Annotated in this window: 21 protein-coding genes; 14 read left to right on the plus strand and 7 right to left on the minus strand. The window is 32.5% G+C overall.

Annotated features, from left to right (window positions below):
* Positions 1 to 15: 15 nt before the first annotated feature.
* Genes ACFQ39_RS11705 through recF form a run of 3 tightly spaced genes read right to left on the minus strand, consistent with a single transcriptional unit; the run spans position 16 to position 3,429 of the window.
* On the minus strand, positions 16 to 2,004 hold the full coding sequence (locus ACFQ39_RS11705) for a vWA domain-containing protein (RefSeq protein ID WP_377179115.1): 1,989 nt from the start codon (positions 2,002 to 2,004) through the stop codon (positions 16 to 18).
* A 30-nt stretch (positions 2,005 to 2,034) separates the two neighbouring features.
* Positions 2,035 to 2,328, minus strand: coding sequence for a DUF721 domain-containing protein (locus ACFQ39_RS11710; protein WP_377179117.1), 294 nt, complete (start codon positions 2,326 to 2,328; stop codon positions 2,035 to 2,037).
* Positions 2,329 to 2,331: 3 nt separating this feature from the next.
* Positions 2,332 to 3,429 carry a DNA replication/repair protein RecF gene (gene recF / locus ACFQ39_RS11715; RefSeq protein WP_377179119.1) on the minus strand — a complete coding sequence of 366 codons (1,098 nt, stop codon included), beginning with the start codon at positions 3,427 to 3,429 and terminating at the stop codon, positions 2,332 to 2,334.
* A gap of 217 nt (positions 3,430 to 3,646) precedes the next feature.
* Between recF and ACFQ39_RS11720 the strand changes: the two genes are divergently transcribed.
* The 6 genes from ACFQ39_RS11720 to ACFQ39_RS11745 all read left to right on the plus strand — a co-directional run bounded on the left by ACFQ39_RS11720 (position 3,647) and on the right by ACFQ39_RS11745 (position 8,728).
* Positions 3,647 to 4,411 (plus strand): tetratricopeptide repeat protein, encoded by a 765-nt coding sequence (locus ACFQ39_RS11720; protein ID WP_377179121.1) that lies wholly within the window; start codon positions 3,647 to 3,649, stop codon positions 4,409 to 4,411.
* 5 nt (positions 4,412 to 4,416) lie between these two features.
* On the plus strand, positions 4,417 to 4,887 hold the full coding sequence (gene ribH / locus ACFQ39_RS11725; protein WP_377179123.1) for a 6,7-dimethyl-8-ribityllumazine synthase: 471 nt from the start codon (positions 4,417 to 4,419) through the stop codon (positions 4,885 to 4,887).
* Between the two features lie 207 nt (positions 4,888 to 5,094).
* The gene (locus tag ACFQ39_RS11730; RefSeq protein WP_377179125.1) at positions 5,095 to 5,292 is read left to right on the plus strand and encodes a hypothetical protein; all 198 of its coding nucleotides are present in this window, start codon (positions 5,095 to 5,097) and stop codon (positions 5,290 to 5,292) included.
* Positions 5,292 to 7,115, plus strand: coding sequence for a DNA mismatch repair endonuclease MutL (mutL, locus tag ACFQ39_RS11735; RefSeq protein WP_377179127.1), 1,824 nt, complete (start codon positions 5,292 to 5,294; stop codon positions 7,113 to 7,115). The genes ACFQ39_RS11730 and mutL overlap by 1 nt, the downstream gene beginning before the upstream one ends.
* A gap of 9 nt (positions 7,116 to 7,124) precedes the next feature.
* Positions 7,125 to 7,862, plus strand: coding sequence for a rhomboid family intramembrane serine protease (locus ACFQ39_RS11740; RefSeq protein ID WP_377179129.1), 738 nt, complete (start codon positions 7,125 to 7,127; stop codon positions 7,860 to 7,862).
* Positions 7,863 to 7,876: 14 nt separating this feature from the next.
* A complete protein-coding gene (locus ACFQ39_RS11745) occupies positions 7,877 to 8,728 on the plus strand; it encodes a rhomboid family intramembrane serine protease (protein WP_377179131.1) in 852 nt (283 codons plus the stop codon).
* 42 nt (positions 8,729 to 8,770) lie between these two features.
* On the opposite strand, the gene ACFQ39_RS11750 is transcribed toward ACFQ39_RS11745, so the two are convergent.
* Positions 8,771 to 8,950 (minus strand): hypothetical protein, encoded by a 180-nt coding sequence (locus tag ACFQ39_RS11750; RefSeq protein ID WP_377179133.1) that lies wholly within the window; start codon positions 8,948 to 8,950, stop codon positions 8,771 to 8,773.
* A 94-nt stretch (positions 8,951 to 9,044) separates the two neighbouring features.
* Here ACFQ39_RS11750 and ACFQ39_RS11755 point away from each other — a divergent pair, with 94 nt between their 5' ends.
* The 5 genes from ACFQ39_RS11755 (at position 9,045) to ACFQ39_RS11775 (ending at position 13,313) form a co-directional block, all read left to right on the plus strand.
* Entirely contained in the window at positions 9,045 to 9,755 is a 711-nt protein-coding gene (locus tag ACFQ39_RS11755; RefSeq protein ID WP_377179135.1) for an endonuclease/exonuclease/phosphatase family protein, read from the plus strand.
* Positions 9,756 to 9,829: 74 nt separating this feature from the next.
* Positions 9,830 to 11,164, plus strand: a complete 1,335-nt coding sequence (gene mtaB / locus ACFQ39_RS11760; RefSeq protein WP_377179137.1) for a tRNA (N(6)-L-threonylcarbamoyladenosine(37)-C(2))-methylthiotransferase MtaB — start codon at positions 9,830 to 9,832, stop codon at positions 11,162 to 11,164.
* 19 nt (positions 11,165 to 11,183) lie between these two features.
* On the plus strand, positions 11,184 to 11,864 hold the full coding sequence (locus tag ACFQ39_RS11765) for an alpha/beta fold hydrolase (protein WP_377179139.1): 681 nt from the start codon (positions 11,184 to 11,186) through the stop codon (positions 11,862 to 11,864).
* On the plus strand, positions 11,854 to 12,393 hold the full coding sequence (rfbC, locus tag ACFQ39_RS11770) for a dTDP-4-dehydrorhamnose 3,5-epimerase (protein WP_377179141.1): 540 nt from the start codon (positions 11,854 to 11,856) through the stop codon (positions 12,391 to 12,393). The genes ACFQ39_RS11765 and rfbC overlap by 11 nt, the downstream gene beginning before the upstream one ends.
* A 17-nt stretch (positions 12,394 to 12,410) precedes the next feature.
* A complete protein-coding gene (locus ACFQ39_RS11775; protein WP_377179143.1) occupies positions 12,411 to 13,313 on the plus strand; it encodes a lytic transglycosylase domain-containing protein in 903 nt (300 codons plus the stop codon).
* Position 13,314: 1 nt separating this feature from the next.
* Here the strand turns inward: ACFQ39_RS11775 and ACFQ39_RS11780 are convergent, their stop codons facing one another.
* Entirely contained in the window at positions 13,315 to 14,910 is a 1,596-nt protein-coding gene (locus ACFQ39_RS11780) for an Ig-like domain-containing protein (protein ID WP_377179145.1), read from the minus strand.
* A 67-nt stretch (positions 14,911 to 14,977) separates the two neighbouring features.
* A complete protein-coding gene (locus tag ACFQ39_RS11785; RefSeq protein WP_377179147.1) occupies positions 14,978 to 15,511 on the minus strand; it encodes a ComF family protein in 534 nt (177 codons plus the stop codon).
* 264 nt (positions 15,512 to 15,775) lie between these two features.
* Here ACFQ39_RS11785 and ACFQ39_RS11790 point away from each other — a divergent pair, with 264 nt between their 5' ends.
* The 3 genes from ACFQ39_RS11790 (at position 15,776) to ACFQ39_RS11800 (ending at position 19,667) form a co-directional block, all read left to right on the plus strand.
* Complete coding sequence (locus ACFQ39_RS11790) at positions 15,776 to 16,681, plus strand: hypothetical protein (RefSeq protein ID WP_377179149.1); 906 nt, start codon at positions 15,776 to 15,778, stop codon at positions 16,679 to 16,681.
* 84 nt (positions 16,682 to 16,765) lie between these two features.
* Complete coding sequence (locus ACFQ39_RS11795) at positions 16,766 to 18,307, plus strand: glycine--tRNA ligase (RefSeq protein WP_377179151.1); 1,542 nt, start codon at positions 16,766 to 16,768, stop codon at positions 18,305 to 18,307.
* Positions 18,308 to 18,416: 109 nt separating this feature from the next.
* Complete coding sequence (locus ACFQ39_RS11800) at positions 18,417 to 19,667, plus strand: serine hydrolase (RefSeq protein WP_377179153.1); 1,251 nt, start codon at positions 18,417 to 18,419, stop codon at positions 19,665 to 19,667.
* 25 nt (positions 19,668 to 19,692) lie between these two features.
* Here ACFQ39_RS11800 and ACFQ39_RS11805 read toward each other — a convergent pair whose 3' ends face one another.
* Positions 19,693 to 20,631, minus strand: coding sequence for an FKBP-type peptidyl-prolyl cis-trans isomerase (locus ACFQ39_RS11805; RefSeq protein WP_377179155.1), 939 nt, complete (start codon positions 20,629 to 20,631; stop codon positions 19,693 to 19,695).
* Positions 20,632 to 20,675: the final 44 nt, after the last annotated feature.

Below are 20,675 nucleotides of genomic sequence, written 5' to 3' on the forward strand. Positions count from 1 at the left end.
AATTAATTTTAAATTTTAATAAAATCCTTGGCTTTTTCTCAAAAACCAATCTAGGGTCAAAGATAGTGCAATTAAGCCTAAAATCCATTTTATATCAATAAATGATTGTTCTTCTTTTTCCTCAGACAGAATGGGTTTAAAGCTATTTGATTTTAATAAAATTGATTTTAGAGAATCTAATTGATAAGGCATAAACAACTCCCCTTTGGTATGAATAGCTAATTGATTTAGGTCTTTAAAGTTTGAAGCCGTTTCTCTATCCTCCGCAGAAAAATCGAGTACCTGAAAGCTGCCGGTTTTCTCCAAATTACCATTTCTTTGGATTTTAAAATTATATTTTCCAGGTGCTAAAAAAAAATTTGATTGATATTTATTGTTCTTAAATATCATCGGTAATTTCCGCTCGCTAGTATCATTTTCAGAAATTATATTAAGAATCATATCATCGTTCGTGCTCAAATTAAAATTCGCATCGAACACCTTTAAACTAATGACGATTTTTTCATCCTTAAAAACTATTTTTGGATAATCTAAAACTACCTGATCATTATATTGAAATTGTAAAAACTGAATAATTCCATCGAAATAATCTTCAAAATTATTTTTTTGACTCCCCGTTAAACCATGATAAGTTTGCCACTGAAAAATATTTTCTGCAAATAAATAAACAGAACGAAAATTTTTATTTTGAAATACCAAGATCGGGTTCTCTAATTCATCTTTCCATAATACCTCATGCGATTCCTTGAACGAAACCTTCTTAATTTTTGATATAAGTGGTGGATATTTCTCAAATTCGAGTGGATTTAGATCAATTTCCGAAAAGTTATTACTTTCAAAAACTTTAATAGTTATTGATATTGGTGACTCATCAAAAGAAATTGTCTTATTTTGTGAACTCAAAACATTATAGTTTGTTCCATTAATTGTTTCAATCAAATGATTTATTTTATTATCAATCAGCTTTTTATAAATTAAATTAAAGCTACTGTCAAAACCCATTAAAATAACAAATTTATAATTAGTCAGCTCTCCGCTAAAGCTTTCAACAGAAGCAACATCTACCTCTCTCTGCTGATTTAATTCAATCATTCTTTTCCAAAAACCCATATCTGGATGCAATTGTTTATATAAAAGCAGCACCTTTGCACTTTCATCAATTACAGTAACAGAAAAAGGTGAAGCATTGTTTATCAAGTCCTTTTCACCTTCAATTTGATCAACCGATACAGAATAAAAGTGATTTCCGACGGTTTGTGATTCTATTTTAAATTGAACTATTGCGGATCCTAGATTTGGACCTAAATCCACAAATTCTTGGGCGATCTGCCTTTTGTTTTCAAAAATTTTTACAGCTCTTCTTATTGGTTGTTTGCCATCATATTGAACAAATACTTCAACGGGAAATTTCTGACCTTTAAAGCTATACTTATTTACATTCACCTTGTGTATAGATATATCAAAAGAAGTGCTCGTATCTCCTAAAATGACAGGATAAACAGGTATTTTATTTGGGGCATAAATATAATTTACCCCCTCATTTTGGTTGCCATCAGTTATTAAAACAATAGCGTTTTGATTGTTGGCGAATAGGTCATTTAGACCCGAAATTGCTCCATGTATATTTGTTCCGTTTACCTCTAACGAATCTTTTTCACTTAGAGCTAAATTTTTGGCAAATAAAAAAAATGAGATATTAAATTTTCTATTTAAATCTTTATCCTCTTGAATATTATCCTTTAACGATGCTGCAATTGAGTCTTTATTCTGCTTTTGGATTGAAGAAGATTGATCCAAAAGGACCAATAAATTTGATTTTTCTATTGATTCACTAACCATTTCGATTTTAGGATCAAAAATTAGCAACAGGACCAGAAAAAGGGCTAAACCTCTAAGTATTGAACTCAACCAAAGATAGCTTCCAGCTTGTTTTTTTGTTTTCCAATAAAAAAAATAAACAATTACTGATGAAATAAGTAGGGCTAAAAAAATAGTCAAAATCATATGTATCTACTTATTTTAAACACTTAAAAATCAAGCAAATCTGATCGTTTTGATGAGCTCTTTATTTAGTTCTTTATTGAGCATTGAAATTATTTTATCTTTCCCATAACTCAATTCTTCTCGCAACGAAGTAGAACTCAATTTCACAATCAATTGTGTTCCTTTAAGACTAACATCTTCCGTATAACTCATCACACCGTTTCCCATAACCGTATACCAAGCTTCTTTTACATTTACCAAAGTCAATCCTTTCTTTAAGGATTTATCACTAATCACCTCTTCAAGAATTACATTAATTCTCATGATGTCATTTTCTCTTTTCATATTTTATCCGAGTTCGAACATTTTATATTGTTGATTCACTTTTTTAACTATTTCTTCTGTGCGAGAGGCATGCGTATCTGTAATAAAAATTTGACCAAAGTTATGATCATTGACCAGTTCTATTAATTGAGAAACTCGATTGTCATCTAATTTATCAAAGATATCATCTAAAAGCATAATGGGTGTAATTTTGGTTTTTTCTTTCAAAAAATCAAATTGAGCCAATTTTAGAGCAATTAGTAAAGATTTTTGCTGACCTTGAGATCCAAATTTTTTGATGGGAAATCCTGCTAAAAGGAAAACAATGTCATCTCTATGAATCCCGGAACTCGTGTATTGAAGCAATTTATCTTTCGACTCATTTTGAATCAAAATTGAACTTAAATCCTGCTCATGCAATTGAGAATCATATTTCAAATTGATTTCTTCAGAATTCTTTTCACTTGAAATTCCTAAGATCTGCTTATATCTTTTTTGAAAAACTTCGATAAATTGATCAACAAATGCTTTTCGCTTGGCATAAATCTTGGTTCCAAAATCTGCTAATTGTTGGTTATAAATATCAAGGTTTGTTTTATCAAATGTTCTATTGGCCGCGAAGAATTTCAACAAGGCATTTCGTTGCGCCAAAGTTTGATTATAGCTCAAAAGATCGTTTAAAAAATCATTATCGTTCATGGCAATGATACCATCAATGAATTTTCTTCGCAAATCACTACCCTCTTTAATCAGATCTGTGTCTGATGGAGAAATGATCACAGCAGGTAGAAAACCAAAATGATCACTGAGCTTTTCGTATTCTTTTCCGTTTTTTTTGACTACTTTTTTATGTCCTTTTTTTAGCCCTACACTTACAACAACAGATTTTTCTTCTCTTTCATAGTTTCCCTCGATGAGAAAATAGTCATTGTCGTGCTGTATGCATTGAGTGCCGACAGAATTGAAATAACCTTTTGTATATGACAAGTGATAAATAGCATCTAAAACATTGGTCTTGCCAATTCCATTTTGCCCGACAAAACAATTTATTTTCGGCTCAAATTCAAAAAACCGAGCGTCAAAATTTTTAAAATGTAATAAGGATAAAGAATTTAAAACCATGTATTAGAAACTAATGTAAGAGAGATGATACAAGCCGAAATGGAAAAATCTTTTCTCAGTCGAGAATTCTTTTACCAGTAATAAACATAAATAATTGATTTTGTTTGTTTTACAAATAAAATTATCAATTACCGATGTTTACAAAAAAACAAAAATTAATTCAAAAACTGCTTATCAATTGAAATAATATTTTAATTTTGCGCGAAAATTTTAATAGATGGCGACATATAAGAAAAAAGGTGGAAAAGTAAGAAAAACACAAATTTCCAGTATTGAAGATCACAGTACAACGGCAGAAGTTTTTAATACTTTAGATGAAACTGCATCAAAATCTGAACAATGGGTTGAAAAACATCAAAGAAAAATATTAATTGCATTATCTGTTATAGCCCTAGTTATTCTGGGTTCAATCGCTTACAATAATTATGTTATTGAGCCAAAAGAAAAAGAAGCTGCAGATGAACTGGCATTTCCAAAACAGAGTTTTGAGCAAGCTCAATCGGCAACTGTATCGGCTGATTCTTTGTTTACTATTGCACTAAATGGTGCTGATGGAAAATATGGTTTATTAGACATTATCGATAATTACGGAAAAACCAAAGCTGGAAATTTAGCCAAATACATGAGTGGGATTTCATATTTGAAATTAAGTGATTATGAAAACGCCATTAAATATTTAAATGATTTTTCATCTGAAGATGAAATGTTGGGTAGTTTAGCTTTAGGAAATATAGGTGATGCGTTTATAGAGATCAATCAACCTAAAGACGCTTTAGACTATTACAAAAAAGCGGCTAATTTTAAAGACAATAGTTTTACAACGCCTCTTTACCTTTTTAAAGCAGGAAATACAGCCATGGAGTTAGATAAATACAGTGATGCACTTTCCATGTTTGAACGCATTAAGAATGATTACAACACATCTGAAGAGGCTAAACAAATTGATGTTTTTATTGAAAGAGCAAAATTAGCCAATAAGTAATTCAGATGGCTACGAATAATTTATCATTATACGATGATTCAACTGTCCCAAATGCGAATGCTTTTCGATTTGGGATTGTTGTTTCTGAGTGGAATATTGATATCACTAAAAAATTATGTGATGGCGCCGTTGAAACTCTATTAAAGCACGGTGCAAAGCCAGATCACATTACAATTCTTCAGGTCCCTGGAAGTTTTGAATTGATTTTCGGTGCAAAAAAATTATTGAAAGAAAATCGTTTTGATGCTATTATTGCTATAGGCAATGTGATTCAAGGAGAAACAAAGCATTTCGATTATGTCTGTGAAGCAGTTTCTCAAGGAATTAAGGATTTAAATGTTTTATATGACACGCCAACCATTTTTTGTGTTTTAACAGACAACAATAAACAGCAATCTATTGATCGATCTGGCGGCAAATTTGGAAATAAGGGAATTGAATGTGCCGTTGCCGCAATAAAAATGGCCAATTTATAGGAGATCATTTCTTCATTCTTTCTTTCATTATTTAACGTTAAGTATATCTGAAAATATGATATGCTGTTGTAATAACTTAGATGATTACGTATATTTGTTATCATTAGAAACAAAGTTATGCTAGGTAGTCCTTTTAAAACACGTTCGTATTATGTCTTTGATTATAAGCCTCGGTATTATGATCCAAAAAAAGAGCGTCTTGAACACATGAAAAAACTAGCAGCAGAAGAAAAATCAGCAAGTAGTTTGTCAGGTATCTCTATTTCAAAAGACAATCTGAGAAAGGATTGGGCACGTCACAAAAAGAGGACAATTGATAGAAAATCAAATCTTCGTTTAGCCATCATCATTGCAATTTTGGTAGGATTAGCTGCTTATTTTTTCGAAATCCATAAATTGATTTAATGTCAGATATCATCCAACTTTTACCTGATCATGTGGCCAATCAAATTGCAGCAGGAGAAGTAGTTCAAAGACCCGCTTCAGTTGTAAAAGAGCTATTGGAAAATGCGGTTGATGCAAAGGCTAAAGTAATCTCACTGGTTATAAAAGAGGCTGGAAGAATGCTTATTCAAGTGATTGATGACGGCTTAGGCATGAGTCAAACAGACTGCAGAATGGCTTTTGAAAGACATGCGACTTCAAAAATCAGAACGGCTGATGACCTTTTTAATTTACATTCAAACGGATTCAGAGGTGAGGCTTTGGCTTCTATTGCCGCCGTGGCACACGTGTCTATTAAAACAAAACAAGATAATCAGGAAATTGGCTCTCAGTTAGTCATCCACGGTGGTCATGTACAATCGCAAGAACCCATCTATACCCAAAAAGGCACCAATATAGAGGTTAAGAATCTATTCTATAATATTCCTGCAAGAAGAAATTTTTTGAAGTCGAATACCATCGAAACTAGGCATATTATTGATGTCTTTCAAAGAATTGCTCTCACCTACCCACACCTTTCTTTTTCGCTCACCCATAACGATCAGGAAATCTACAACTTGAAATCTGCCAATCTAAAAAAGAGATTGGTCCATGTGTTTGGCAAACAGATCGATGAAAAATTGATTCCCATCAATGAATCGACAGAAATTATAAAAATTAGTGGCTTTGTCACAAAACCCAGTTATGCAAAAAAGAAAAGAGGTGAACAATTCTTCTTTGTAAACGATAGGTATATTAAAAGTCAGTACCTAGACCACGCTGTCCATTTAGCGTTTGAAAATCTTATACCAAGCGGAGAACATCCTTCGTATTTTCTATATTTAGAAGTGCCTCCTCAAAGTATCGACATCAACATACATCCGACCAAAACTGAAATAAAATTTGATAATGAAAAGGATCTTTATGCGATTTTAAGGGCAACTATCAAACACAGCTTAGGGCAATATAATGCCGCTCCGATACTTGATTTTAATAGAGATTCCAATCTGGATACTCCCTATCACTATCAAAACAAATCAATTAAAGCGCCTTCCATTCAAGTAGATCGGAACTTCAACCCTTTTTCAAACCAAACAAATGTTCCTTCTAAAAAAATTAGTTCTGATTGGGAATCATTATATATCGATACTAAGCGAGAAAAAGAGCAAGAAAGAATTAAGCACATCGAGTTTGAATATGAAAATGTAACACAACATTTATTTGATAAAAAAGAGCAGGTCTATTTTAAAACTTATCAATTACACGAAAAATATATTGTGAGCGCCATACAATCAGGATTAGTGTTGATCGATCAAAATGCGGCTCATCAAAGAATTTTGTACGAAGACTTTTTGGCTAAAATTACGATTGATGGTCTTGGAAGTCAATCTTTGCTCTTTCCAAAACTTATTCAAATCACGGCAGCTGACAGTGCATTAATCCAAGAAATACAATCAGATTTAGAAAGCTCTGGATTCCACTTTACACTCAAAAAAGATGGAAAGCTTTTTGCCGATTCAATTCCAGCCCATATAAAAGTAGAGCAATTAGGTGATTTTGTAGATCAACTGATCAATGATCTTAAAAGTGATCATCCAAATAGCAATATTAGTCAAATTGATACCATCGCCAAGAGTATGGCTAAATCTTGCTCCATCAAAAAAGGAATAAAACTTAGCAATAAAGAACAAGAAGATATACTAAATAAGCTATTTTTGTGCAAAGAACCGAATTATTCGCCCTTTGGCAAGAAAACGTATATTACAATTTCTACCACCTTTGTAGAAGAAGAATTTGATAGTTAAAGCACATTTATGGGAAGAATTACAGATGCAGTTAAGCATCTTATAATCATCAACGTTATTTTTTTTGCTGCAGGGCCATTACTGGGTACTAATTTATCAGAATGGCTCGCTTTATATTTTCCTAAAAATGAAAATTTTGGGATTTGGCAGTTTGTATCGCATATGTTTATGCATGGAAGCTTTATGCATATACTTTTTAATATGTATGCGCTTTGGGCTTTTGGTACACCGTTAGAGCAAATGTGGGGCAAAAATAAATTTTTGTTCTTCTATTTTTCTGCGGGTATCGGTGCCGGTATCATTTATACTTTGGTGAATTATTATCAGTTTAATGGCGTATATCGAGAATTGATTCAAATAGGTTTAAGTGAAGGTGATATTCAACAGATGTTGACGACTGGGCAGTACAACTCAAATATATTAACTCAAATATCTGAAAAGCAAATTTCTAATTTTTATCAAATTTATCATACGCCAGCGGTGGGAGCCTCCGGCGCAATCTATGGTGTTCTTGTGGCTTTTGGCATGTCATTTCCAAATGCAAAATTGGCGCTTATTTTTTTCCCTGTGCCGATTGCGGCAAAATACTTTATTCCCGTACTCATCGCTTTAGACCTTTTTTCTGGCGTAACCGGTTTTTCCCTTTTCGGAGGAGGAATTGCTCATTTTGCGCATGTGGGTGGAGCTGTCATTGGATTTATTATGATGCAATATTGGAAAAAGAATCAATTTAATCGCTGGAATTAAAATACTTTTTTGTCATGCAATTGTTAGATACTATAACAGATAAATTCTCTTCGGCAAATGTTGTCATGAAAATGATTTATATTACCGCGTTTATTTTTTTGATCAGCCTTCTACTCAATACTGTTTCTTTCTTTTTTAACAGTCATGGTAATTTTTTGATAAATTGGTTTGCGCTTTCACCAAATTTGGATTCGTTTTTATCAAAACCCTGGACAATCTTAAGTTATGGATTTTTGCATGATGGTTTTTTTCATATTATCTTTAATTTATTGGTTCTCTATTATTTTGGAACGTTATTTTTAGATTATTTTAATTCCAAAACATTCTTGAATTACTATTTTTTAGGAATTTTGGTCGGTGGTATTGTATTTCTTCTCAGCTATAATTTCCTTCCCGCTTTAAAAAGTAGAAATGCTCTTTTAGTTGGTGCATCGGCCGGTGTTATGAGCATTTTAATCGGTCTGGCAACCCTTATCCCAAATTATGCCATGCGTTTTCAGTGGATTGGTTTTATTAAATTAAAGCATGTTGCTCTTTTTGTGGTAATTTTAGATATTTTACAAATTCCTATGGGAAATGCGGGTGGGCATTTAGCCCATCTGGGTGGAGCTTTGACTGGTTTTCTTTTGACTCAATACTTCCCGGAAAAAAAATCGCAAAAATCAAAAAACGTTTTTTTCTCGAGAAAGAATAAGGAAAATAATCTAAAAACGGTTTATAAAAGTAAAAAGCCCGTTAATTCGACTTTCAAGAAATCTGAAGATCAACAGAAAATCGATCATATTTTAGACAAAATCAGCAAATCTGGATACGAGGCCCTATCAAAAGAAGAAAAACAGTTTCTATTTGATTTCGGAAAGAAATAAATAGCCTATTATGAAAGATTTATCTTTTTTTAACAAAATTGTTTATTTCATCAATACGCTTGTAGCCGTTCTATTTTTGGCCTCTTTTATCTTGCCGTATCTACCTCCAAAGACTTTTCCTATTGCTGCAGTACTCAGTTTGGCAGCACCCCTATTTTTGGTTCTCCATTTGATTTTTGTTGTATACTGGGTAATATTAGGATTTAAAAGACCTATTTTCATTTCACTTTTTTGCTTGGTTCTAGCCTTTTTATTTTCTTCATTTCCCTTCAAGTTTAATCAGGAAAATAATTTTTCTGAAAATGATTTGACTCTTATGACCTACAATGTGAGGCTGTTTAATACCTACAAATGGATAGATACCGATGATATCCCTGAAGAAATTGCAAACTTTGTTCAAAAAGAAAATCCAGATATATTATTACTTCAAGAATTCAATCCAAATAATCAGCCTACCTTTAAATATCCTTATAAACACATTGTATTAAAGGGATCAAAAAAAGGATTTGGTCAAGCAATTTATTCAAAATATAAAATTTTAGATTATGGTGATTTGAATTTTGAAAACAGTGATAACAATGCTATTTATATCGACATAGTGGTAAAATCAGATACCTTAAGAATTTATAATATACATCTCGAATCACTGCGATTAGGTGCAAATCAGCAGTTATTAACAAACGGCGATTCAGAGCGGTTACTAAAAACCATGACCAAAGCCTTTGTCAAACAGCAAAATCAGATTGAAAAGTTTATGGCTTTTAGAGAGAAAGGACCTAAAAAAATCATTATTGCTGGAGATTTGAACAATACAGCATATTCTTGGGTATATCACCAAATTAAAGGTGATATGAAGGATACGTTTAACGAAGCAGGAGAAAAATTTGGCCGAACATTTGATCTGAAGAGGTATCCTTTGAGAATTGATTTTATTTTAGTTGATGAACAGTTTACCGTGACAGAACATAAAAACTACAAAGTGAAATTTTCCGACCATTATCCAGTAATGGCAAAAATACAGTTTTAACCTTTTTTTTATCTTCCAACGCGACTTTTTAAATTCGATTAAAATCGTACTTTTGCCATCTGAAAAGATCAAGTATGGCGAACGGTAAAAAGGTGGCTTTCTACACATTAGGTTGTAAATTAAATTTTTCTGAAACTTCAACCATTGCGCGAGATTTCCAAAATAAAGGTTTTCAAAGAGTAGATTTTGATGAAACAGCAGATATTTATGTAATCAATACCTGTTCTGTAACCGATAACGCGGATAAACGCTTTAAATCAATCGTCAAATCTGCCCTAAAAAAAAATGAAAAAGCCTTTTTAATAGCTGTAGGTTGTTATGCTCAGTTGAAACCTGAGGAATTGGCCAGTGTCGATGGGGTTGATCTGGTATTAGGCGCTACGGAAAAATTTAAAGTAACTGATTACCTCAATGATTTAAGTAAAAATGATCTTGGTGAAGTTCATTCTTGCGAGATAGAAGATGCCAATTTCTATGTAGGTTCTTACTCTATTGGTGATAGAACAAGGGCTTTTTTAAAAGTTCAGGATGGTTGTGATTACAAATGTACCTATTGTACAATTCCGTTAGCCAGAGGAATTTCAAGATCCGACACTTTAAAAAATGTCATTAATAATGCCTCAGAAATTTCTAAAAAAGGAATTAAAGAAATTGTACTCACAGGAGTGAATATAGGAGATTATGGCAAAGGTGAATTTGGTAATAAAAAACATGAGCATACTTTTTTAGATTTGATCTCGGCATTAGATCAGGTTGATGGACTGGAGCGATTGAGGATTTCTTCTATCGAGCCCAATTTGTTGAATGAAGATATTATTTCTTTTGTGGCAACCTCTAAAACATTTGTTCCTCATTTCCATATTCCCCTGCAAAGTGGTTCTGATGAATTGCTGAGATTGATGAAAAGAAGATACCCCAGAAGTGTTTATTCAGATCGTGTAAAACAAATTAAACGATCTATGCCGAATGCTTGTATTGGTGTTGATGTGATTGTAGGCTTCCCTGGTGAAACGGATGATCTTTTTTTAGAGACTTATCAATATTTGAGTGAGTTAGACATTTCATATTTACATGTGTTTACCTATTCTGAAAGACCTAATACTGAAGCGTTTGATCTTCCAGGTGTTGTACCGATGAAAGTTCGCGCCAAAAGGAGCAAAATGTTAAGAGGCTTATCCGTTAAAAAAAGAAGAGCCTTTTATGAAAGTCAATTGGAAAAACGAGCCACCGTTTTATTTGAAAGTGAAAACAAGGATGGTTTTATCTACGGATTCACAGAGAATTACGTAAAAGTTAAAACGCCTTATCAAACAGAATTGATCAATACAACTCATCAAATAAAATTAGAGTCTATTGCTGAAGACGGTGCTGTATTGTTTTCATGGGTAAACGAAGTCATCTCAGTTTAACATCACCCAGTCAGTATTTGTGCAATTAAACATATCGAATAGAAAACAGGTTTATTTAATTCCCGGACTTGGAGCCAGCAGTCGTATTTTTGAATATCTCAAGTTTTCAAACTATTTTGAAGTTCATTATTTAGATTGGATTAGCCCTTTGAGCAACAAAGAAGAACTCGCATCTTACGCTAAAAGAATGGCAAAATCTATTACAGGAGAAAATATTATTTTAATTGGTGTTTCTTTTGGCGGGATTATTGCACAAGAAATAGCGAGATTGCAACACATAGAAAAGGTTATTCTTATTTCGAGTATAAAATCTAAACATGAACTGCCATGGAGGTTAAAATGGATTAAATATTCAAGATTATATTATTTATCTCCATTACTTAGCTATATTAAATTTGACTCAAAGGAGTTAAGCGTACCTGGTAAATTGTTGAAAAGAAAAGTATATCTCTATGCGAGGTATATGTCTATGAAAGACAAATTGTATTTACTTTGGGCTACAAGACAAATGTTATTTTGGAAAGCGGAAAAAACAGAAACTCCAATTTTTCATATTCACGGGACTAAAGACCAAATATTCCCCGTCAATAATTTGTCTGATTTTATAGAAATTAAAGATGGAAGTCATGCCATGATACTGACCAAAGCTAGAAAAATAAGTAAGATCATCAATAAAATAATAATAGAGAATGACCATTAAAACCACTGATTTAGAGGATGTCCTTTTAATAACTCCGAAAGTTTTCTATGACGAAAGAGGTTATTTTATGGAAACTTTTAACCAGAAAAATTTTGAACGATTTAGTGACCTTACATTTGTGCAAGACAATGAGTCCCTTTCTCAAAAAAATGTTTTAAGAGGATTACATTTTCAAAAACCTCCTTTTGCACAGGCAAAATTGATTAGGGTTGTTCAGGGAAGCATTTATGATGTTGCTGTAGACCTGCGCAAAGATTCGCCGAATTACGGTAAGTATTACGGCCATATTCTAAGTGCAGAAAATAAACATCAATTATTTATACCTATTGGTTTTGCACATGGTTTTTTAAGTAGAGAAGACAATACCATCATTAATTATAAATGCTCTAATTTTTATCAAAAAGAAGCTGAAGATTCTATTCTTTGGAATGATGAAAATCTCAATATACCTTGGGGTGTAGAACATCCCATTATCACAGAGAAAGATAAGCATGCGCAAAAATTTAGTAAATTTGATAGTCCGTTTTAATTTAATATCCCCTTATCATGAAAAATTTGTACAAAATATTCGCGCTTTTAGGAGTACTATTTATCGCATTTCTTTTTATCAATGCAGATGTTTTAGAAATTAATTCAGATCCTGGAAAAAACACGAGCGCGTTATACGAAATAAAGGCCCTAAAGGTTCCAACAAATCTAACTTTTGCCGGTGAAAAGGTGCCAATTGAAGATGAGGATGTTTTAGAAAGAGTGGATAGAGAACTTTTGGTTAATACCTATTGGCAATCAAATGGATTATTGAATTTTAAAAGAGCTCACAAGTATTTTCCGGTGATTGAACCGATCCTAAAGAAATATAATATCCCAGATGATTTTAAATACTTGGCCTTAATTGAAAGTGGTTTGCAAAATGTAACTTCTCCTGCCGGTGCTAAGGGCTATTGGCAATTAATGCCTAAAACCGCAAGAGAATATGGACTGGAAGTGAATGAAAATGTTGACGAAAGATACAATCTGGTAAAATCTACCGAAGCGGCATGTCAGTATTTACAGGAAGCTTACAAAATATATGGAAACTGGACTTTAACCGCTGCCGCATACAATGCCGGCATGGCTGGAATATCTAGGGTTATGGATTATCAAAAAGTAAATTCTTACTACGATTTATATTTGAACGCTGAAACATCAAGGTATATTCCTCGAATTGTTGTAACCAAAGAAATTATGTCGAATCCAAAAAAATATGGCTTTGTTTTCGAAAAAAGTGATCTTTATAATTTGACCCGAACAAAGACAATTGAAATCGATGTTGAAATACCCGATCTTACCGAATTTGCAAGTTCTCATGGAATAACTTATAAAGAGCTAAAACTCAATAACCCTTGGTTGTTAGAACAAAACCTCAATAATAAATCGCGTAAAAAATACTTTATAGAAATCCCTGTATAGCTTATTCAATTGTTAGATTTTCAACAATTTCCCAATTAGCGTTAGCGGTTAATATATTTTTAAAATATACTACTTTCTCGGGTTGAATCTTTTTTAAGTAATCCCCTGAATCCCATTTACCATTTTTATTTTTATCGTAAATTAAGCGTACCTTAAATTTACCTGGTTTTATATTTTCAAAACGGACTTCTTCTTTTTTGGTAAGGTAATTTGAAGCTACACCTTCTCCTTTTTGATCGACGAGTTGTACTATTACCGGATACTCTTTTATGTTGTTGATTGTTAAATAAATAGAACTATAATTTGAAGGTCTTTTTGTAGTAAAACTTTTTCTAATCGAGTCATGACTTGTGCCAAAGATATCGGTTAATGCACCCGGGTTCAGATTTAATTTATACTTGGCATCAAATTCCTTTTCGAATAAGATAAACATCGACGTTCTATTCTTGTCTCGATTAAAATTATAATCAACTCCTATAGAATCTCTTATAAAAAGTTTTATTTTTGACGTATCAATTTCAAAAACAGGATTATTGGTTACAATTTTTAATGTATCTCTTAAATCTAAATTTCCACTTGTAATTGATTCTATTTTTAGACTATCAATTTCATCTTCCCTTATCTTAAGCGTAATTGTATCTGTAAAACTTCTGTTTCTGACAAATAATTCTAAACTATCTTTCTCATAATTGCTAAACCAATATTTAATCGTGTCAGTTTTTATGGATGGTGCATAATGCTCTTTAAAAGATGTTGGAATATTACCCAATGCTCTAACTTCAATACTATCGATATTACCTTCATAACCAAGAAAGAATAAGCCTTTCGAGATCTCGCTTGGTTTTGTAGGAAGTCTAAAATTTTTATCTTCTGTAAACAATTCTAATACATAGGAATCTTCTGATGGAACTTCAATAATTTTATCGTAAAATGCTATTTTGTCTTCTTTCTTATTGTACTTAAAATTTCGGTTTTTATCTGTTAACGCTAATAATGCGTATTTTCCTTGTTTAATATTATTCACTTCAAAATTTATACTGTCTGTCATTGCACCAACATAAGTGGGTCTTTCAGTAAAAACAATAGAATCATTAAAATTTTCGGAGTAGGGATAAAGGATGACGACTGCTCCTTCGGCAGGTTCAAGTTTAAAGGCATCTTTAATTGTGCCTTTTATATTTAATGAATCGATATAATCACCAGTTGAGATGACAAATCTAAAATTATCTAGAATATTTCCCTCGGTATTATCAATCACACTCTGACCAAAATTAAAGGTATAGGTTGTATTCTCAAAAAGCGTATCCATTATTTTAATATCAATAAACTTTGAGGCTGTGCCCTGGGGTACAATAATCGGTGGATATTTTAATGGAGGAGACACAATAAGTTGCTGTGAAATATCTTTAAGTTTAATAAACTCGTCAAAATAAATTTTAATCTCATCTCCTTTAAAATTGGTCGTTCCAAATTCCGGATCACTTTTTACCATAATGGGTTTATCTTCATCAATTGGACCACCTTCGGGTCTACCCCTTCTCGCACAAGAATAAAGAGATACAAGCACTAGTAAAATGAAAAACTGATAAACGCGCATTATGTTTTTTTGTGCAAATTAACGATATATTTTTTATTCAAACCACGCTTAAAAAAAGAGAGATTCCTTATTCTGTAAAGGCCATTGCCGCAATAGTTATTTTTACATTTTTCGCCTTGAATAAAGCTTTGCAGCAAGATTCTAATGTAGCTCCTGTGGTAATAACATCGTCAATAAGTAGAACGTGCTTTCCTTTTAGATCATTTAAACTCTTTACTTGAAAAATTTCTTCATTCAAAATTCTGTGCGACCTATCTTTTTTTGTTTGGGTATCTAAGTGCATTTTTCTCAAAAGAATGTCTTCCACAAAAGGTTTTTGAAGTTTTTTAGAAATTTGTTCTCCAAATTTTGTCAGTTGATTATAACCTCTCTTTTTTAATTTTTTAGGATGTAATGGAACAGGAATGATCATATCAATTCGCTCAAAATGAGTATTATTTTTCAATTGTTCTCCAAGCCATTTCCCGAAGAATATTCCAATTTCTTCATCATTTTTATATTTTAATTTTTCTATCAAGGTCTGAACCGAATTGTTTTTACCATAATAGAGTAAAGCTGTTGCTAATTCTATTTGAATTCGTCCATAAAAAATCTTTTCCAAAGGATTAGTCCTTTCTAGAGTATATTTCGTGAGCGGTAATTCTGACAGGCAAGAAAGGCAGATAAGCTCCTCACCTACCGTTAAAGTTTTTTCACAAACCTTGCACCGATCAGGAAAAAAAATCTCAAAAACATCATTTAAAATTGACAAAATATATATTCTGGGATTAATTCATTGAATTAAATAAAAAAAATTAATTTTGCGTACAATTTTTTCGTATTTCTGCGTTATATCAGTTACGATTAATTAAAAAATGAATTCATTATGGAAGAAAATGCTTCAAGCAAAAACAACAAAATTCTATTAATAGCACTTACTGTGCTTTTATTCCTATTAATAGGATACACTTTTTTTCTAAGTAGAGATCATAAAGAGGCTTTACAATTTTTACAGGATGAAAAGGAGCAGATCATAGGAAATTTAACGGCAATGGAAGAGAAATATGATATCGCCATTGCAAAAAACACTTCACTTACAGATTCTCTAAGCCACGAAAAAGCAAGAATTGTTGCACTTCGTGATTCTGTGTTGAATTTAAAAACTGCAAACGCTTCAGTTTTAAGACGTTACAGAAGCCAGATTGCAAATTTACAAGCAGTAAACAGCAGATTGTTAGATGAAGTAGACTCGTTAAAAATGGTATCAAATGTATTAATTGATGAAAAAGACAGTTTATCTAATCAATTACAAGTACAGACCAACTATAACGACACTTTAAAAGCTGTGAACGAAGTTCTGGCAAAGAAGGTTGAAATAGGTAGTGCTTTAAATATTAAAGACGCACAGGTTACCGCGTTAAAACTTAGGTCTAACGGAAAATATACTGAAACGAATAAAGCGCAGAAAACAGATGCGATTAAAGTTGAGTTCCGTTTGCTTGAAAATGAAATTGCAGAACCAGGTGACAAAGAAGCATTTATTGTAGTTCAGAGACCAAATGGATCAGTCATCAACGCGAAAGGGACAGTGATGTTAAAAGACGGATCAGAAGTAAAATATACAGAAGAAACGACCATCAATTACGAAAATGCAGAACTAGATGTTGTCCTCTTTATAGAAGATAAAGGAGAAAAATATGAAAAAGGGACTTATCCAATTAAAGTATTTGTAGAAGGTAGGTTAGTTGGGGTAACAAAACTCGAATTGAGCGATTCGTTTTTAGGACTCTAAATAATATAATTAAGCTTTATAAAAAGACTGTTTCGACAGTCTTTTTTTATTTCTCACAGTCGAGAATTTAACTATTTTTGCCACATGAAAAATAACGAAGATAAATTCAAAAAGGTAATCTCCCATGCCAAAGAATATGGGTATATCTTTCAGTCAAGTGAAATTTATGATGGACTTAGTGCTGTTTATGACTACGGTCAAAATGGTGTCGAGTTAAAGAATAACATACGTAACTATTGGTGGAAGGCCATGGTGCAAATGCACGACAATATTGTAGGTTTGGATGCTGCTATTTTTATGCACCCTACTACCTGGAAAGCTTCCGGGCATGTGGATGCATTTAATGATCCGTTGATTGATAACAAAGATTCTAAAAAAAGGTATAGAGCTGATGTGCTCATAGAAGATTTTGCAGAAAAGTTAAATCAAAAAGCCCAAAAAGAAATTGAGAAAGCAGCAAAGAGATTTGGTGATGCTTTTGATGAAGAGCAATACAAAACAACCAATCCTCGAGTTCTTGGCTATTTGTCAAAAAAAGATGAAATCTTGCAAAGAATGGCAAGGTCTTTAGAAAAAGAAGATCTGGCAGATGTAAAGGCTTTAATTGAGGAATTGGAAATTGCCTGCCCCTTATCGGGTTCTAAAAATTGGACGGATGTAAAACAGTTCAATCTCATGTTCGGTACAAAACTTGGCGCTTCGGTTGATAGTGCCATGGATTTATATTTAAGACCAGAAACAGCTCAAGGAATTTTTGTGAACTTTCTCAACGTTCAAAAATCAGGAAGAATGAAAATTCCTTTTGGGATTGCTCAAACAGGAAAAGCATTTAGAAATGAAATTGTAGCGAGACAATTTATTTTTAGAATGAGAGAGTTTGAACAAATGGAAATGCAATTTTTCGTTCGACCCGGTGAAGAATTAAAATGGTATGAAGAGTGGAAAGAAAATAGGATTAAATGGCACTATTCTTTAGGATTTGATCAGAAAAAATATCGTTTCCACGACCACGAAAAATTAGCACATTACGCCAATGCCGCTGCAGATATAGAGTTTGACTTCCCTTTTGGATTTAAGGAATTAGAAGGAATTCATTCGAGAACAGATTTTGATCTAAAGGCGCACGAAAAATTTTCTGGCAAAAAGCTTCAATTTTTTGATCCAGAATTAAATGAGAGCTACGTACCCTATGTTATTGAAACGTCAATTGGCTTAGACAGGATGTTTTTAGCTATTTTTTCTGAATCATTACAAGAAGAAATCTTAACTGATGGTTCTGAAAGAACTGTGCTAAAGATTCCTGCTGTATTGGCTCCAAATAAAGCCGCTGTCTTACCATTGGTGAAGAAAGATGGTTTACCTGAATTAGCGAAAAAAATTATTGACCAACTCAAATTTGATTTCAATGTAGATTACGACGAAAAGGATGCCATTGGAAGAAGATATAGAAGGCAAGATGCTGCCGGAACCCCGTTTTGTATTACTGTAGACCACGAAAGTTTAACTGATGGCTCTGTTACAATTAGACACCGTGATACTATGGAGCAAAAACGAGTAAAAATTGATACACTAATTGATGTGATTGGTAAAGAAGTTTCAGTGGCCAATTGGTTAAAAAAAATGTAGTGAATTACAATATTTATGAGAAAGGTGAGTAATTACTCACCTTTTTTTATGAAATATTTTTTTCAGAAATTAATTCTTTTCAAATTTGACATCCTTTAAAACTATATAAATGAAAAAACCAATACTCTTTTTACTTGTTTTTTATTCCATTCTCTTTTCTTTTGCTCAAGATCAAAAGGATCAATTTATTCAAGATTTCTTAATACAAAACCTGGATTCTTTAGGAAAAGATATCGTTGAAAACCCACAGAAATATAGGTTACAAATTATCTACACCCAAATAGACAGAGATAAAAACAACTTACCTAGCTTTCAAACACATCATTTTAGAACTGAATTGAAGGAGTATTTTTATCCGGCAAGTACAGTAAAATTATTTGCTTCTGCGCTGAGCTTAGAAAAAATAAATCAACTCAACATAAAGGCGCTTGATAAATATGACATCATGCTTACAGATAGTGTTTACAAAGGTCAAACAGCTGTCAAGGTTGATACAACAGCAGAAAACGGCTTTCCTTCTATCGCTCACTACATAAAAAAAATATTGGTTACCAGTGATAATGATGCTTATAACCGCCTTTATGAATTTTTGGGACAAAAGGATTTCAACAACAAACTAAAAGCCAAGGGTTTTGACGATGTAAGAATTACCCATCGTTTATCGATTTCTCTTTCGCAAGACGAAAACAAACATACCAATCCCGTTAGATTTATAGATAGAAAGTCAAATAAACCTTTATTTACACAAAATGCGCAATTCAGTCAACAAGATTTCACAAAACCAAGTGATATATTTTTGGGGAAAGCATATTTAAAGGGAGATGAATTGATAAATACTCCTATGAATTTCAAAGATAAAAATGCTGCCTCCTTGGTAGACCTACATCAGTTATTATTAAGGCTAATTTTTCATGAAAAATTCAAAACAACAGAGCAATTTGATTTAACTGAGACCGATTATCATTTTTTATTGCAGTATATGTCGCAACTTCCAAGAGAAACTGTCTTTCCTGACTACAGTCAAATACCTGATAATTATTGTAAGTTTTTAATGTTTGGCGACAAGGATGACGAAGAAATTCCAAATCACATTAGAGTTTTCAACAAAATTGGTGATGCGTATGGTTTTACTATTGATAACGCTTATATCATTGATTTAAAAAACAATATTGAGTTTGCTCTTTCCGCCGTAATTTATACCAATGATAATGAAACTTTAAACGATGGTGAATATGAATATAAAGAAACTGCATGGCCCTTTATGGGCGTTTTGGGAAGAGCTTTCTATCGCTATGAACTAGATCGAAAAAGAGAATTCACACCCGATCTGACAAAATTTAAATTTAATTATGACAAATAAAAAAGGCCTCAAATGAGGCCTTTTTTTAATTATCAGGATCTAAATAATCGGGAATACCATCACCGTCTTTATCATCATCGTTCCAATTAAAGTTAAAATTATTGTCTTCCTTACTTGTTTTTCTTCCATCATTATCATCATCTTCGTCTAGATAATTTGGAATTCCATCTTTATCAGTGTCATCATTTGAGGGGTTACCATCACCATCAACGTCCTCTAAAATTGTCGTAATTCCATCGCCATCATCATCTATATCCAGATAATTGGCAACTAAATCTCCATCGGTATCATCATCAGTAGCATCACCGTTTTTATTAATATCTTCATCGTTATTGATTACACCATCGTTGTCAGCATCAGCTCTGATCACATTTCCTAAATCTATAAAAAAGTAAATTGGGGCATTTGACGGAATATTTGCTGAACCATTTTCTCCATAAGCGAGACCCGAAGGCATAAAAATTATCCCTGACCCCGTATTTTCATAACCAAAAGATTCATCCGGATAAATAACTTTTGTTCCCGATTTATATTTGGGAATTCCATATCTCCAACCCGCAATTAAATTTGGCAAATGAAACCAAGATTTATAACTTGGATAACTGAGATTCTGATCAAATTTTATACTATCCAATGTAAATCCTTGGTATAAGATTTGAATCGAGTCGTTCATCGACGGGTTAATACCAACACCTTGTTTCTCGATGTAATAATAAAGTTTATAATTGATGTCATTGTAAACTAAATCTTCAATATCAACTTGTGTATACAAAGGTGTTTCTCCATTTCTAATACTATCGATCTTATTGTCGTCTGTCAAATAATGAGACTGCAAAAAATCCACCAATATTTCGTCATCAATCAAAGCTTGAGCCACTGGATCATGCTTATCCTTATCATCGTCATCACTACACGAAATCATTACCGAGGTTAGTAAAAATAAAAACAATAATTTCAACTTCATATCAAAATAAATTTTGCGCAATTTACAATTTAAAACGGGTTTGC

Origin of the sequence: Namhaeicola litoreus (assembly GCF_042679565.1) — a bacterium.
Taxonomy (GTDB): domain Bacteria; phylum Bacteroidota; class Bacteroidia; order Flavobacteriales; family Flavobacteriaceae; genus Namhaeicola; species Namhaeicola litoreus.